This window comes from Devosia enhydra (assembly GCF_900119845.1).
Taxonomy (GTDB): domain Bacteria; phylum Pseudomonadota; class Alphaproteobacteria; order Rhizobiales; family Devosiaceae; genus FPKU01.
In genome coordinates, this window is the sequence record NZ_FPKU01000004.1 from 111,019 (window position 1) to 125,039 (window position 14,021).

General features: G+C 60.2%; 15 protein-coding genes. 5 read left to right on the forward strand and 10 right to left on the reverse strand.

Annotation, left to right across the window (positions count from 1 at the left end; translation table 11 throughout):
• Nucleotide 1: 1 nt before the first annotated feature.
• From BT183_RS19040 to BT183_RS19060, 5 genes are all read right to left on the reverse strand, one after another.
• Nucleotides 2–505 (reverse strand): hypothetical protein, encoded by a 504-nt coding sequence (locus tag BT183_RS19040; RefSeq protein WP_143145905.1) that lies wholly within the window; start codon nt 503–505, stop codon nt 2–4.
• The gene (locus tag BT183_RS19045) at nt 502–933 is read right to left on the reverse strand and encodes a hypothetical protein (protein WP_143145906.1); all 432 of its coding nucleotides are present in this window, start codon (nt 931–933) and stop codon (nt 502–504) included. The genes BT183_RS19040 and BT183_RS19045 overlap by 4 nt, the downstream gene beginning before the upstream one ends.
• 227 nt (nt 934–1,160) lie before the next feature.
• Entirely contained in the window at nt 1,161–1,892 is a 732-nt protein-coding gene (locus tag BT183_RS19050) for a hypothetical protein (protein WP_072346574.1), read from the reverse strand.
• Nucleotides 1,893–1,940: 48 nt separating this feature from the next.
• Nucleotides 1,941–2,144 (reverse strand): hypothetical protein, encoded by a 204-nt coding sequence (locus BT183_RS19055; RefSeq protein WP_143145907.1) that lies wholly within the window; start codon nt 2,142–2,144, stop codon nt 1,941–1,943.
• Nucleotides 2,145–2,521: 377 nt separating this feature from the next.
• The gene (locus tag BT183_RS19060) at nt 2,522–3,301 is read right to left on the reverse strand and encodes an exodeoxyribonuclease III (RefSeq protein WP_072346578.1); all 780 of its coding nucleotides are present in this window, start codon (nt 3,299–3,301) and stop codon (nt 2,522–2,524) included.
• Between the two features lie 438 nt (nt 3,302–3,739).
• Here BT183_RS19060 and BT183_RS19065 point away from each other — a divergent pair, with 438 nt between their 5' ends.
• The 3 genes from BT183_RS19065 (at nt 3,740) to BT183_RS19075 (ending at nt 7,517) form a co-directional block, all read left to right on the forward strand.
• The gene (locus tag BT183_RS19065) at nt 3,740–4,405 is read left to right on the forward strand and encodes an SOS response-associated peptidase (protein WP_072346965.1); all 666 of its coding nucleotides are present in this window, start codon (nt 3,740–3,742) and stop codon (nt 4,403–4,405) included.
• Between the two features lie 534 nt (nt 4,406–4,939).
• A complete protein-coding gene (locus tag BT183_RS20600) occupies nt 4,940–5,818 on the forward strand; it encodes a phosphoribosyltransferase (RefSeq protein ID WP_143145908.1) in 879 nt (292 codons plus the stop codon).
• 247 nt (nt 5,819–6,065) lie between these two features.
• Nucleotides 6,066–7,517, forward strand: coding sequence for an ATP-binding protein (locus BT183_RS19075; RefSeq protein ID WP_072346582.1), 1,452 nt, complete (start codon nt 6,066–6,068; stop codon nt 7,515–7,517).
• 183 nt (nt 7,518–7,700) lie between these two features.
• Here the strand turns inward: BT183_RS19075 and BT183_RS20865 are convergent, their stop codons facing one another.
• Together BT183_RS20865 and BT183_RS19080 are read right to left on the reverse strand one after the other, a co-directional pair.
• A complete protein-coding gene (locus BT183_RS20865; RefSeq protein WP_177282637.1) occupies nt 7,701–7,847 on the reverse strand; it encodes a hypothetical protein in 147 nt (48 codons plus the stop codon).
• Nucleotides 7,848–8,088: 241 nt separating this feature from the next.
• Nucleotides 8,089–8,595, reverse strand: coding sequence for an HD domain-containing protein (locus BT183_RS19080; RefSeq protein WP_072346967.1), 507 nt, complete (start codon nt 8,593–8,595; stop codon nt 8,089–8,091).
• A 567-nt stretch (nt 8,596–9,162) separates the two neighbouring features.
• On the opposite strand from BT183_RS19080, the gene BT183_RS19085 reads away from it, so the two are divergent.
• The gene (locus tag BT183_RS19085; protein ID WP_072346584.1) at nt 9,163–9,381 is read left to right on the forward strand and encodes a hypothetical protein; all 219 of its coding nucleotides are present in this window, start codon (nt 9,163–9,165) and stop codon (nt 9,379–9,381) included.
• Nucleotides 9,382–9,407: 26 nt separating this feature from the next.
• Nucleotides 9,408–10,049, forward strand: a complete 642-nt coding sequence (locus BT183_RS19090; protein ID WP_072346586.1) for a recombinase family protein — start codon at nt 9,408–9,410, stop codon at nt 10,047–10,049.
• A gap of 105 nt (nt 10,050–10,154) precedes the next feature.
• Here the strand turns inward: BT183_RS19090 and BT183_RS19095 are convergent, their stop codons facing one another.
• The 3 genes from BT183_RS19095 to BT183_RS19105 form a co-directional block, all read right to left on the reverse strand.
• On the reverse strand, nt 10,155–10,460 hold the full coding sequence (locus BT183_RS19095; protein WP_072346588.1) for a hypothetical protein: 306 nt from the start codon (nt 10,458–10,460) through the stop codon (nt 10,155–10,157).
• Nucleotides 10,457–11,041: a hypothetical protein gene (locus BT183_RS19100; RefSeq protein WP_143145909.1), complete on the reverse strand. Its 585-nt coding sequence runs from the start codon at nt 11,039–11,041 to the stop codon at nt 10,457–10,459. Before BT183_RS19100 ends, BT183_RS19095 begins: the two co-directional genes overlap by 4 nt.
• Nucleotides 11,042–11,399: 358 nt before the next feature.
• A complete protein-coding gene (locus tag BT183_RS19105) occupies nt 11,400–13,964 on the reverse strand; it encodes an AAA family ATPase (RefSeq protein ID WP_177282639.1) in 2,565 nt (854 codons plus the stop codon).
• Nucleotides 13,965–14,021: the final 57 nt, after the last annotated feature.

Genomic DNA, 14,021 nt, shown 5'->3' on the forward strand with positions numbered 1-14,021 from the left:
CTCAGTGATAGGCGTGGGGCGCCGCGTCGGCTGCTCGCCAGATCTGGCCGAGTGTGAGGGCGCGCAGCAGCGGTTCTCCGCGCTGAAGCAGCTGCCGGCGGTGCAGGAGAATTGATAATTGGGCGGCGAGCATCTTTGTGTAGCTGATGCGGTCGGGACCACATTCGTCGACGGCCGGGAAGAGCAGGGCCGCGGCGCTTCCCATCCCAAGGCAGACATCTAGGGTGGCGATCGAGCCGGCGACGTCCGATGCGACCAAGGGCGCGAGATCGAAGAGCCATTGCCGCATCTGCCCGGCAGTTTGGCTATCGAGGTGATAGCCTTCGAACTCGGCTGCATAGCCGATAAGGTAGAGCGCCCGTTGCACGTGGTCCAGTCCTGGCGGGTGTAGGTGGGCGCTAGCCAACTCTCGCGCTGCCGTTTCAAATAGCCGCGCGTTGGTTGCCGGGGCAGGCTGATCAGGCATGGCATTGTCATGGACGGCATTGGCTGGTGCAGAAGTCATGCGGCACCTCTCGTTGCATAGGCATGCAAGGTGTTCCGCTGGTAGAATTCAGCTCTCGCGCTTACTTCTGCCAACAAGCAAAGATTGTGCGCAGCGTTGCGAAGGTGACGGCTCAGCGCCAGCATGTCAGCCCGTATCTCCGCAGAGTATCGGGCCCGCTCCATCGGGGTTTCGGCCCAGTGGGAAATCAATCCCTGCGTGGCCTCAAGCCCGCGAAGCGCGAGTGCCCGTTCCGCCGATCGGGGAAACAGCGACAGAATTTCGGGCTGGGCCGCCTCTATAGCGTCGATCAGCCGATCCCGGTCCTCGGTCCCCAGCGAAGGCAAGGCTCGGCATTTCAATATCTCGTGCAAGACGCATAGGGCCGTCGAGAGGTTGAACGCGACATCCTCTCCTTCTCCGGCCAGCCGGAGGTAGTGCAGCAGCATTTGCCGCCTGTGCTCCGAGGCGGTTGAGTGGGTGTCAGAGGGCCCGATGCTGCGGAAATGCTTTTCGCTCATAGCCAGAGGCTACGTCAGGTGCGACCGCGAAAAAACGTGGAGCGCTTTGCGCGAAATCGCGTCGCTGGGCGAAGATATAAGCTTGGCCGTGCTGCTTCGGCGCTATGTCGCCGCGTCCTAAGGCCCCTACTGTGCTCGGCGTATCGCGCAGGGCATTAATTGGACGGCGGGACAGGTTGGGTGATGAAGCGCAGAAAGGCGTCGCCGAGAGCGGTCGTCATCTTTTGGCCCACGCCCTGCTTCGTCATCATGGCATTCAGGCTTCCTTGGGCAAAACCGTTAGTCTGCAAGTCACCCAGAATGAACTCGAGCGCGTCGCCCGCCAGTCCCATGGTGGCAAATTCCTCAGCGTAAAGGCCCTTAGGAGCACCCATATAGAAGGACTGATAAGCGCGCTGAACGGAGGGTCTGGACATAGGGTCTGACAGAAGTTTCAGGACGTCGATGTGCCCGACAGAGAACTGGTCCAGAGTAGCTAAAAAGCGGCCGCGCACAGCATCGTCGAGTTTAAACCCCGCGGCGGTATTTAGCACCGTGTTCGCAAAGGCGGCACGCTTGGTTTCGCGATGCGTTTTGATGGCCAACGGCGTGGTCTCGATTATGGCAGAGATAAACTCTTCGCTTTCGACTAGCCGCGTCGGAGCCGCGGCCTCAAAGCGGCCCTCGAGGTCTTTCAATCCCTCTGCCAAGCGCTGGTAAAATTCAATCTGGCGTTTCAGCAAAGGGTCAGGGATCGTCCGTTCGGCGAGCTTCTGCGCGCTATAGCCGAGACCAGGAAAAACAATATCCAGAAATCCGAGTGCCGTTTGGCTAACGTGCCAGCCTAGAGCGGTGCGATCCTTTTGAGGATAGCGCCAAGGGTCTTCATCGTCTTCGCCATCTCCCATCTTGTCCTCCTTAGATTTCGATTGTCACAGATTCCCTTGGGCTGGCGCTTATTGCCCTGCTCTTCCGAGGGCCAAGCCGATCTCAGAGATCGCCCCTGCGGCGACGGCGATCCCAGCTACAAGCATGCCTCGATTAATGGCTTCGCCCGTGGTGCTGGCGATGCTGTAGCGCCCCATCAGCTCCATCGGGATAAACTCAAGAGCGAAGGCAAAGCCCAAGGCCGTTTGAAACAGGCCGAGGATGAGGCCCAACCAGGCCCCCATTCTGAGCAAATGGCAGAAGATCAAGGGTCGGTAATCCTAGTGGCAGTGCACGTAGCCAGCCTTGTTGTCCATGTGACAGCACTGGCCCTGCGGTGAACTCTTTCGGCAACCGCCGCCATGAGCCTGTGCAACCACTGTACTGGCAAGCACTGTCGCAACGACCACCGAAATAAAAATGCGCATCGAGATCCCCCATCGAGTGTTGATCGATAAGGTGGTGGTCCTAGGCGTGCGTCAAGAAAGATATCGATGATCACCCAGGCGAGGCTTTGGAAATCCGGGAGCGCAGCAGCCTAGGGCGCTGAGCGACTGCGCGAAGAGACTTTATCGCGCAAGGCTGGATCGGTGTCCCGTCGCAGAGCAGATCACTCCCGTGACCGGACCGTTACCCAGGCGGGCGCATGATCGCTGGCGCCCGGCATGCCACGGACGTCCCGATCGACATCGGCCGAGACCAGGCGACGGGCCACCTGCTTGCTCAGCAGTAGATGGTCGAGGCGCAGTCCCGCATCCCGTTCCCAGCGCTGCCGCATGTAATCCCAGAATGTGTAGATGGTCTCGCGTGGATGCTTCTTGCGCAGCGCGTCAGCCCACCCTTGATCGAGCAGGCGCTGATAGAGGGCCCTGCTCTCGGGCTGCACGAGAGCGTTCTCGTCATAGGAACGGGTCGGGTAAATGTCCCTCGGCTCTGGCACGATGTTGAAGTCGCCGGCCAGCACCACTGGAACCTTCATTGCCTCCAGCTCGGCGGCCCTCGAGATCAGCCGCTCGGTCCATGCCAGCTTGTAATCGTACTTGGGCCCGGGTCGCGGATTGCCGTTTGGAGCATAGAGCGACGCGATCAGAACACCGCCGACGGCCGCCTCAATATACCGGCTGTGACGATCGGCAGGATCGCCCGGAAGCGACGTCGCCGTGACGATAGGCTCTGCGTCTCGTGCCAGTATAGCGACACCATTCCAACGCGGCTCACCGACCCACACCGCGCCATAGCCTGCCGCCTCGATTGCTGCGGCTGGGAACTGCTCATGGCGCGCCTTCAACTCCTGCAGGCAAACGACGTCCGGCTCGGCCGCCTTGAGCCAGGCGAGCAGATTGTCCAGCCGGCGGTTGATGCCATTGATGTTGAACGTCGCAATCTTCATCGCCAAGGAATGGCCGGCAGGCCCGACGGTTGCGTTTCGTGCGGCAGCCTTGTCGTAGGAACGTTTCAAGAACACCCTATGGCCGGGAAGGAGATTCGTATGTCCCGACGCAAAGGCGAGCTCACCACCGGGATGATCGACCGCGATTTCCCGCACCAGGTCTGCATTCCGGCTTCACTGGCACAAGGCCCCGGAACAGGACAGTTCTGCACCTATCATGAGCTCAAGGTCGCGCCGCGCAGGCATTCGGTGGTGTGGCGCGACGAATGGCATGTGGTCTATTGCTTCGCCCGTGCAGATCATGCCGCCATGTTCCGGGCGGCCTTCGATGGCTACCGAATGGATCCGAAAGATCGCGGCCACAAGATCTGGTTCCGCTGGACACCGAAGTCTGAACCGCTCACCTATACCCAAGAGCAGATGATCGCGGACGGGAGCATGTGCAATCTCTACAGCCACACCAGCAACCGGCAGGCGATCATCGACCTGGCGCGGGCTTGGCGCACCACGCCGGAGATTGGCAATCTGCCTCCCCAGCCCGGCATCTTCCCGGACTACGCGGCGCCGATCGTACGCAACACCGGCGAAGGTCGAGAACTGGCTATGGCACGATGGGGGCTCCCCTCGCCCCAGTTCGCACTCAAGGGTCGCAGCACGGATCCAGGCGTGACCAACGTGCGCAATGTCGCAAGTCCGCACTGGCGCCGCTGGCTGGGAGAGGTCAATCGGTGCCTCGTGCCTTTCACCAGTTTTTCGGAATACGAAACCTTGGCTGACGGTAGGAAGGAAGTCGTTTGGTTCGCAATCGACGATCGCCGGCCTCTGGCGTTCTTTGCCGGCATTCACGTGCGCGCCTGGGCCTCCACCCGCAAAAAGGCAGAGGGCGAGGTCACGGCTGACTTGTTCGCCTTCCTCACGAGTGAGCCTAACGCCGAGGTGGCGCCGATCCACCCCAAGGCCATGCCCGTCATCCTGACGACGGACGCCGAGCGCGAGGCATGGATGACAGCGCCATGGGCTGAAGCAGCGGGGCTACAGCGGCCGTTGCCCGACGGTTCGCTGAGGATCGTGGCGAGAGGGAGCAAGGAAGATGGCGTCGTTTGAGGAGATCATCGACGAACTGTTTCCCGACTACCAGGTGGTTACGGTTAGGTCGGACTGGAAAAAGTCGACGCCCGAAGAACATGAGGCGGCGCGCCGGCACCTCGAGGAGCTCGATCGGCAGTTTGAAGCGCGGAAAGCCGCGCAGCAGCAGGGTCGGAATGGATTCGTAACAGCCGGATTGACCCGGTCATGCGAAACCAGTTCAGCGTGCATTAGGAATGCATCATGGCGGACGACAAGAGAAGACGGGCACGCAGGATCGGAAGCGCGTAGCTGCTAACCATCACTGCGAGGTCGAGGATTTCGCGCAGAAGTACCGCATCAGCGCTGCCGATGGGCGAGAGGTTAATTCGGAAGGCCGCGGGCAGCCGCGACCAGGCCAATGAGATCGATTAAGCGATGAAATGGCGTTGAAGTGCGCGCTCCCGATTATGTGGCTCACCCATCGTTGGCTCATGGGAAAAAGCCAAAAGCAGGCTGCCATTTGTCGGTGAATCTGGTTAGCTCTCGACTTCCGAAGATGAGTAGCAGCCAGTGGTTGTGCCGATCAAAGCAGAAGCCGAACCGAAACGGCAGAAGGCGGGCAAGCATTTCCGCCTTCCTTGGGTTAAGGCGGACCCGAGGGAGGTGCTTGTTCATTGCAGCTGGCAGGAGCTAAAGGGCACCTACAAAGTCTCGGAGAGGGATGCGCCGGTTAAGCAAGCTAGGTATGAGGCCGCCAAACGTCGTTTCGATCACGCAGCAGCGGCAGAAATAGTGGGGGAGCTGATAAGCGACGCAATCATCGACCGGGTGATTGATGCGCTCATCACGACGAATATGCCTCCACTGATCGTGGTGCCACACCCGGAATATGATCCCGACGAGCCCAAAAGCTCTCCACTGCCGATCACAAATGCGTTGCCTTTTGCTATCGCGGGCCGTTTGGCAGCCGAACTGGATTGCGAAATTGACAAGGAAATCATTGAGGTAGCGCGTCCAGGCAGGACCGCGTTAAACAGATTCCAACGTTTTCTGTGGCAGCCTCGCTTTCAGGGTGCGGTTAGGTCAGATCGTGCCTATATCCTTGCCGACGATACCTGCACACTAGGCGGCACCTTCGCCGCTCTTCGGCATCACATCGTTGAGCAAGGCGGAACGGTCATCGCCGTGACGGCATTGTCACTAGGGAATGGCGATTGTGTTCCATTTCCTATTGCCGACAGGACCAAGGGCGTGCTTTTGTCGAAATATGGTCCTGAGTTGTCAACCCTATGGAGAGAGGAGATCGGACATGACGAACAATCTCTTACAGAGGGCGAGGGGGCTTTTCTCGTCGATTGGGCCGAAAAAGAACACCCCGGCCGAGACCAGAGCGCCCTACTTCAGCGACTCAGAGATCGCCTCGCTCAAGCAGCAGGCAACGGCGGCTAAGGATGCTGCTATCGCTGAGCAGAAGCAACGCGGCCAAAAGATCAATCCCCGCATAATCGCAGCGAGGAAGGCCGGGGCGACGATTTAGCTGGGTCTAGCATCCTTTGTTTTCGAAGGCGCCTTTGCGGGCGCCTTTGTTGTTTTTGCATTGCGGCGGTGCGGGGTACAGTCCGACATCTGTGACTGTGGGCTGCGCAAGCTGGTGTCCTGGTCATTGAAACGCCGGAGATGGAGTGACGGAACTTAAATGAATGTTCACGATCCCCTTAAACTGCTCGAGTACCTCTTAAGTCTCGGCAGAGAGACCGAATGGCTGGAGTTCAAACGCAACAACGCGGATCCCGATAACATCGGCAGATACGCGTCCGCCCTAGCAAATTCGGCCATGCTGGTAGGAGAGGAACATGGCTACCTCGTTTTCGGGATCGAGGATGTGACCATTGAGCCGGTCGGCACGGAGCTAAGACTTCGGCAACTCAAGGTTGGAAACGACACTTTTCTATATTGGCTTAGTCGGCGGCTTGAGCCTCATATAACGGTAGACATCTGTGAATTTGATAATGACGGCAAACATTTTGAAATACTGATCATTCAACCTGGTTTCCAACAGCCAGTGCGGTTTAACGGCCAAGCGTTTGTGCGGGTTGACACCTCGCTCCAGCCTTTGAATCAATATCCTGATCGCGAACGGTCAATCTGGGCAGCGGCCTCTCGTTTCACCTTTGAAGAGGCAGTCGCCAAGCCGAACCTGTCGACCCAGCAGATACTCAAGGACTTCGAACATACTTCGCTCTTCGAAGCGCTCGGACTAGGCGCCAGGTCGCCGGCTGGCATTGTCGCCACTTTAGAGAGCGAGCAACTCATCAAGAATAACCGACAGGGCGGTTACGACGTCACCAATCTTTTCGCCCTTGTAGCCGCATCAGATTTGAACGAATGGTCAACAGTCGCCAACAAGGCGCCAAGGGTTGTTACTTACAAGGGAAGTAGCAAAATCACAGCCGAGGCAGACGTGACAGGATCTTTTGGATATGGTATCGCGTTTCCTAAAATGCTGGCATATATTATGGATCGCGTTGAACAGAGTGAAAAGATTATTCATGGCGTCAGAAGGAAGCAATTCGCGATTCCAGAGATTGCTGTAAGAGAATTACTTGCGAACGCGCTTATACATCAAGATATGACCAACTCTAACGATGGGCCACTTGTAGAAATATATCCAGATCGGATCAAAATAATTAATCCTGGAACGCCTCTGGTCGATCCAGACCGATTTATTGACTCGCCTCCGAAATCTCGAAACAAAAGGCTTGGTGCGCTGTTGAGGAGGATGGGGCTCTGCGAGGAGAGGGGTAGCGGCGTAGACCGAGCTTTGGCCGCCATTGAAGACGCAATTCTGCCCGCACCCCTATTCCAAGTCGTCGAGGGATTTACCGTTGTCACCGTCTATGGCGCTAAGGCCTTCGCGGACCTTTCCCGTGAGGACCGTGTACGCGCCTGCTACCAGCATGCCTGCGTGGAATTCGAGGCGGGGCGGCAGATGAGCAATAGCTCGTTGCGCAAGCGGTTTGGTCTTACGGATCGCCAGTACCCACAGGTCTCCAACGTCATTAAAGAGGCGTTAGAGTCGGGAAGGATCCGACCGCTGAATGACAATCAAGGCAATCGATATGCGCGATACCTGCCATACTGGGCTTAATGTAATTCGCTCGCTGCAAACCCAACTTTATCCAAGGAAATCATAGGTTTGATATGTATCGCACTCAGCAGATGGCTTGAATGCGGTCGGACCAGCAACGGCCCGGCAAGACCTTGGAGCGTAGTGCCCTTCACTGAGCTCCGCTCTATGACCGCCGAGTAAGGGTCGATATAAGCTCACAGCTCAAGCCGGCACCACCGCTCCGGCAATCACCTGCCCCAGATACTCCGCGGCGCTGACGACAGCCTTCTCCGCCTGATAATCGACCCACTTGCGCTTTCGTCGGGTCATCGGCGCGTGGCAGAACGCGTAGTTCCGGTGTCGCTTCACGCTCCGCCGTAGACGCCTCGCGTTGAAGTGCTCCGGGCACACCTTCCCGCGCAACTTCTCCGGGATCCTCGGGGACGACCAGCCAGGCCTGGGCAGATGCCCATGCGCCCTTAGAAGGCCGGCGAGCGCGTCTCAACGAAAGCCAACCCGCCCCGATACCGATGGGTTGCCAGGGTCTTCTAATTACCATCGGTTCACGGGCCCGAGACGCTCAAATCGGCCGAGTCAGTCGACCCGCCGCTCAGACGCAGTCGGCACGGGCCCGCTTCCATAAGGCGGCGTCGCCTTCGTTTAGCACAGCCAGCAGCGCGAGCTTTTCTCGACGATAGACCCGCCAGAACGCCGGATCCATAGCACGGATGGTGCGCGTGTTGTCGATCAGATCGGCCAGCTTGATCGTCTTCGCTTCCGCAGGGGCCCGCGCGCTGTGCTCGAGGTCTTTCCGCTTGCGAACTGCCCGGTTCCCGTCCTGCAGCTGCGAGACATCCGTCAGCCATCCCACGAGCTCGCCGACGTCGTTCCCGAACTCGGCCTCTATTTCCTCAATCGTCACAGGCGTGTCTTCCACGACGTCGTGTAGGAGCGCCGCGGCAATCATGGCCTCGGTGTGCGGCACCGAGCGAACCAGCTCTGCAACCGCTATTGGGTGAACGATGTACGGCTCGCCCGTATACTTGCGCCTTTGATCGATCGCTCCATGCGCTGCGGTTGCGAAGGCGAGCGCCCGTTCTTCCAGCCATGACCCCATCTCGCACCTCTTCGACCCCAAGCCCCCAATATGCCCGGGGCATTGGCTCTGCGCGATACGGAAAAGGGCCTCCGCTGCGTTCAAAAGTTCCAGCGAGGCGCGATTTTGTACGGCCGGGGGCTGAGCCTGTCGCTCGCTGCGCCGGACTGCCGCCAGGGGGTGGGTCGGGGGCCGGGTGAGGGTCTTCCCATGATGCGAACAGACACCCTCCAGCGCGCCCTCGAGCGCCCCTCGGACTCATCAGCCTGCCATCTTAGTTCAGGCGCCCGTGAGGACGAACGGCATCGACTGGCCAAGCTATCACAGCGCTGGAGGCAGGGCATTGTCTGAAGACGCGCCAGCTGCTCCACGCTCTGCCGGCCGGGCTGGCGTTTCGCAGAGGCCACACATCCGGCCGGCATAAAGCCGCTTGGCAAAGGCGCTGTTCACCGCTCGACGCTGTCCGAAAGGGTATAGGCATGCGAACAGCGAAAAAAGTTACGAAAAGGATGTCCGATAGGATTGACGATGAAAATCGGACATGCTTTCATCGGGCATCAACACAACGGACATGCCTAGGGGAATGAAATGACCGAGTTCACTTACTTCTTCCGCTCCAGTGTCGCCCTCCATGACGCCATTCGCCACAACGACGCTGAGGCGAAGGCTGACGCGCTCGAAGACCTGATCGCCATTTGGCTACACTCGCCAAATCTCAAACTCCGGGCCCGGTGCGCGTCCTTACTTCAGGCCAACGGTATGCAGGCCGACATGGATGAACTCTGCACGCTATGGGCGACTTTTTAGTCGCCCTCCCACCTCGGAGAACTGCCATGCGCACCATCTTCTATGCGCGCGTTTCGACGCGCGACCAGACCATAGGGCACCAGAAAACCCAGGCCGAAGCCGCCGGCTATGTCATCGATGAAGTTGTGACAGACCATGGCGTGTCGGGGGTGTCGACAAGGCTCGCTGAGCGCCCCCAAGGGCGCCGGCTTTTCGATCTTTTGCGGGCTGGGGACACGCTCCTTGTCCGTTGGGTCGACCGATTAGGTCGCGACTATCAGGACGTCAGCGACACAATCCGTGAATTCATGCGGCGCGGGGTGCTGATCCGGACAGTCATCAATGGGCTGGTGTTCGATGGCACCACGAAAGACCCGATGCAACAAGCCGTCAGAGACGCACTAATTGCGTTCATGGCCGCGATCTCCCAAGCCCAGGCCGACGCGTTGCGAGAGGCGCGACTGGCCGGCATTGCCCATGCCAAGGCGCTCGAGGATGCGGGCCGAAAGTATCGCGGGCGCAAACCCAGCTTTTCAAAGGCGCAGTTCCAGACCGTGTGCCGCATGCTGGACGAGGGCGAGGGCGCGTCAGCCATTGCGCGCGCCACCGGGCTGACACGTCAAACCATCCTACGCATCCGGGCCGATCGGGATGGGGCTGCCGCTGCTCTGGCGCTCTGGGACGACTAGAGCCCGACGGGCTTTAGATCTGGCACCAACCCAGAGAAAGGCGAGGCGCACTGTGGCGAGCCCAGAGGCCTTGCCGCTCTGGCGGCTGGCCTGCCGCAGTGGCGACTAGGCGAAGATGCCCTCATCCGTTTCGGCCGGGAGGCCTTTCGCTCGCCGCTCGAGCAAGGCGATCTCCTGAGCCAGTTCTTCAGAGCTCATTTCGTGCGGCTCCTTCGGCCTGTCGTTGGCGTCCTTCCGATCGAACAGCCCGGCCACGCGGAAGAGCGTTGCGGACGCGGTGGCCCGTGCAGGGGCAGGGGCTTTAGGGTCGCGACAGATGGCAAGGGCCGCTTCATAGGCCGCCGTAATGCCCTCAGTTTGGACGCGCTCGAGCAAATCGCGGCGAGCCTCATCGACGCTGTTTCGTCTCATCCGAAGATCCCCAGTTCTTCTATGGTGGCTGCGGTGTCTGCACGCTTGGCCATAAGCGCGGCGGCCTGCTCTTCGAGGCGCCTAATCTTCTCGTCCAGCCGCAGGAGCTCCGGATCGGCGCTGTCTCTCCCGGCCGCATGCGCCAAGGCCGCCTTGGCCTCCTGAGCCTGCCGCTTGCGCTCCCTGTATGATATGCGCGCCGCCTGAGATGGCTGCCTCGCCTCATGCCACTTGCGATAAGCGGCGCGCTCGGCTGGCGTCATGGTGGCAAGGCGCTGGGCCCTCTTCTGCCTGGCTCGCTCAAGATCGTAGAGCTTGCGGTTCAGCTTGTCCTGCCCGCCTGGCGTCTTGCCGTCAGAGAACACCGGCTTGTGCCAGTCCGCACCCTTCGGCGTCTTACCCCCGTGGAAGCGGCAGCGCCCGTTTGCCAGCGCCACCATGCGGCAGGGGCCGCCATGCAATTTCGTCTTCGCCCCGCAACGGGGCCGCGACCAGAACTCCAAAGCCATGGCCCGGGCGATCGGTCTCTGACGTTCCCGCCACTCGCGGGTTTTCCAAAGCGGGTTGCCTTTCTGGCTCACAGCGCACGCTCCGTCGCAGTTGATGTTTGAGGTATGGCAATCTGGACCGGCTGAGTCCCTGACGCCTGGCCTCCGCGATGCTTGCCCATTCGATAGACAAGATGGCTTCCATAACTTTCGGCGCTGTCAGCGCCGAAGCTCAAGCGGGAGGAGGGCGCACCCCTTGCGGGTGCGGTGCGCCCTCTATAGAGCCGCAACACCCGCAAGGCCGCAACCGTTGATTTCATTGGGTTTTTTCCTGCCTTGCAGGTTGCGGGGTGACCCGCAACGACCCGCAACGAGGCGCTTTCGCAACAAATCATTGAAATTGAAAGGAAAATCGTTGCGGGCCGCAACGGAGCCGCAACGGGCTGCAAGCTCATTTGGCCACCGCCTGCGGCTCTACGATGGTCCGCTGTAATTGCCACGGCGCGTTGGTGAGGTGCCCCTTTTTCGCGGCCCGTACTCGGACAATTTGTCCTCTGTGAGAGGTTTGCGCCCCAGGTCCTGCAAGATTGGTGGAAAGCACATGCGTGATCTCTTGGCGCGAAGTCGCGACGGAAAGGCCGGCCTCACGCATACGATCGCCCGCAGGGAATATGATCTCGGACAGGCCGACGGTGTCCCTGTCGTCCATTAGCTGGCTGACGATCTCAGCGATTGCAGTTGCCTTGCTTTCGTCCCTCGGGCGGGCTTTGACAGCGGCAATCAGGGCCTTGGTGTCGACCACCTCGAGCACTGGCGCCTCGTCCCCAGCGATGCGCAGCGCCTCGGCAGGGTTGGCGTCGAAGAGGGCCACGGCATCTGCTGGTCGCATGCCGCTGCCATTGCCGACCGGGCAGCTCTTCCGCTTGAAGACGATCGGATCGGGCGGTTTGCGATCGTGAGACACCTTCGCGTAGTCCAGCCGGATAAGCCCATCGCGAGACGAGACGCCCCAAGCCTTTTCTTCGTCTTCGCCTGTCACGTGCACCAATGTGAATGCGCTGCGAACCTTGCCCACCGCGGCGAAGCCACCGCGCCCGGCCCCCATGTCGCCCTTGGCGCTGCGCGTGTGTTTGGCCGTGTGATGGATCACCATCACTGCCGTCGATAGACGCGACGCCATCCGCGCCAGATACTGGAAGACGGCGTCTTGATCGTCGTTGCTGTTTTCGCTGCCTCCCGTCACCAGGCTAATCTGCGGATCCAGGATCGCGAGCACGGCACCGTGGTCTTGAATGGCCGCCTCGAGCTCAGCAGCGCCGGGCGCCAGCTTCAATGCATCGCCGTCCTTCCGGCGCTCCATCAGGGTCAGCTTCTGCTGGTCAATTCCGGACCATAGGATGATGGGATGGGGCATGGCGCCATCCACGCCGTGGTGACGCTGAGCTGCGGCAAGCCTTCGCTCCATCTCGTCCAGCCGATCTTCAGCGTTGTAGACAATGACGGGCCCCGGCCGGTGCAGCCGCTCCATGGTGATCGGGCGGCTGGTGGCATCTACCCCGCGCAAGATGTCCTCGCGTCCCGTGGCGATCGCCAGAGCGTCCCGAAGTGCAAAGGTCGACTTGTTCACACCAGGTTCGCCAACGCACTGCGCCACGTCTCCGATCGGCAGTCTGGGTTGGATCAGCCAGCGGCGAACCGGAAGCGCAGCGGGCTCGATGCGGCCGGATACGACCTTCAACTGGACCCGGTTCGAAGTGGGAAAATCGCTGGTGTCTTCAGGCTCATCGCCGAGATCCTCGAACCAATCTGACGGGTCGAGCTCGGGTCGTAGCTCCGGAGAATTTACCCAGCACCGCGCAATATCACGCTTCGGATCTTCGCATTCATCGATACGTGGCTTTCCTGGGCTGGTCGCATGCTCCCATACCCAAAGCAGTGCGCCGAACTCATTTATATTCAGGCCGGCCCGTTTCGCCCGGCTGGCCAGCTCGAAACGGGCGCCTGATGCGGACTTGTCGCGGCCCGAGGGCATTCCAGATGTCCAAAGGCGATCAAGCGCGCGATCACGTCGCCTGGCTTCTCCGAAGCGCACGCGCAACTCCGGGTCAAGTTCGGGATAGGTGTCCGCCTGGCCGATAGCGTGAATATCGATCTCGGCCATCGCGGCCTGAATATGGGGGTTCTTGTCGCGCTCAATGTTTGGCAGCGCTGGGGGGTAGACGCGCGCGATCTGCTCGATCGTGAAGCGCCCACCGCTGTTCTCGAGCAACATTGCCCGTTTCTCTACCTGCCCCCTAAGCCGCTTGGCGGGCGATGGAATGTTGAGCGTGCCGGGAAGGCGCATGATGCGATCGATATTCTGCACCGCATCGCCGTCCAGAGCCTGACTTATGCCGGCACCCAGTGCTTCAGCCTCTTCGCCACAGTCTGCGGCGCTCATCTTGTCCGCGAGGATCCAGAACGCCTGCACGCCACCGCCGCTGTCGACCAGCAGGGTAGGTGGGCACTGCTGGCCCTTCAGCGCCTCAGCCTTCGCCAGCAAGCTCGTCCGCTCAGCCTTAAAATGCTCGGCAGGGTCCGCCCCCGCTTCCGGTTTGGCTGGATCGAGATCCAGGCAGACAGCGCGGATCTGCGAGATATGCCTCTTGGCAAGCTTACCGTCCGGCGCCCCGGTCATTGGCTCGTTGACACTGAAATAGAGGTTCCGGCTGCCGTTATGAGCTCGGATGTAAGCTTCGATTTCAGCCCACTGCCCAGGCTCAAAGGTCCGGCCAATCAAGGGAAGCTTGTCCGTAGGATCTATGGCCACGATGTTGTGCCGCCCGTCGGGATCCATATGCTTAAGGAACACGATCGCGTCAGACGCGTCCGCGGCGATCGGTGGGCCGCTGGAAGCCGGCTCGGGCTCATGGGCGGTAACAGGAGCTGATGGCGCCGCGCATATGCGGGCTGCACGTTGTTGGTCAAAGCCGCCCGCCAATTGCGGACGCTGAGCCACTGTGCTATGTATTTCCATGTTCTGTGACGCCTTATTCGGCCGGCTGCCCATGCCAGTGGGCGCCGGCTGCTTTAT

Bases quoted from the DNA above. Each gene is read 5' to 3' on its own strand.
- BT183_RS19040 (WP_143145905.1), bottom strand. From the start codon at position 505: ATGACTTCTGCACCAGCCAATGCCGTCCATGACAATGCCATGCCTGAT.
- BT183_RS19065 (WP_072346965.1), top strand. From the start codon at position 3,740: ATGTGCAATCTCTACAGCCACACCAGCAACCGGCAGGCGATCATCGAC.
- BT183_RS19050 (WP_072346574.1), bottom strand. From the start codon at position 1,892: ATGGGAGATGGCGAAGACGATGAAGACCCTTGGCGCTATCCTCAAAAG.
- BT183_RS19105 (WP_177282639.1), bottom strand. From the start codon at position 13,964: ATGGAAATACATAGCACAGTGGCTCAGCGTCCGCAATTGGCGGGCGGC.
- BT183_RS19060 (WP_072346578.1), bottom strand. From the start codon at position 3,301: ATGAAGATTGCGACGTTCAACATCAATGGCATCAACCGCCGGCTGGAC.
- BT183_RS19095 (WP_072346588.1), bottom strand. From the start codon at position 10,460: ATGAGACGAAACAGCGTCGATGAGGCTCGCCGCGATTTGCTCGAGCGC.
- BT183_RS19085 (WP_072346584.1), top strand. From the start codon at position 9,163: ATGACCGAGTTCACTTACTTCTTCCGCTCCAGTGTCGCCCTCCATGAC.
- BT183_RS19075 (WP_072346582.1), top strand. From the start codon at position 6,066: ATGAATGTTCACGATCCCCTTAAACTGCTCGAGTACCTCTTAAGTCTC.
- BT183_RS19045 (WP_143145906.1), bottom strand. From the start codon at position 933: ATGCTGCTGCACTACCTCCGGCTGGCCGGAGAAGGAGAGGATGTCGCG.
- BT183_RS19090 (WP_072346586.1), top strand. From the start codon at position 9,408: ATGCGCACCATCTTCTATGCGCGCGTTTCGACGCGCGACCAGACCATA.
- BT183_RS19080 (WP_072346967.1), bottom strand. From the start codon at position 8,595: ATGGGGTCATGGCTGGAAGAACGGGCGCTCGCCTTCGCAACCGCAGCG.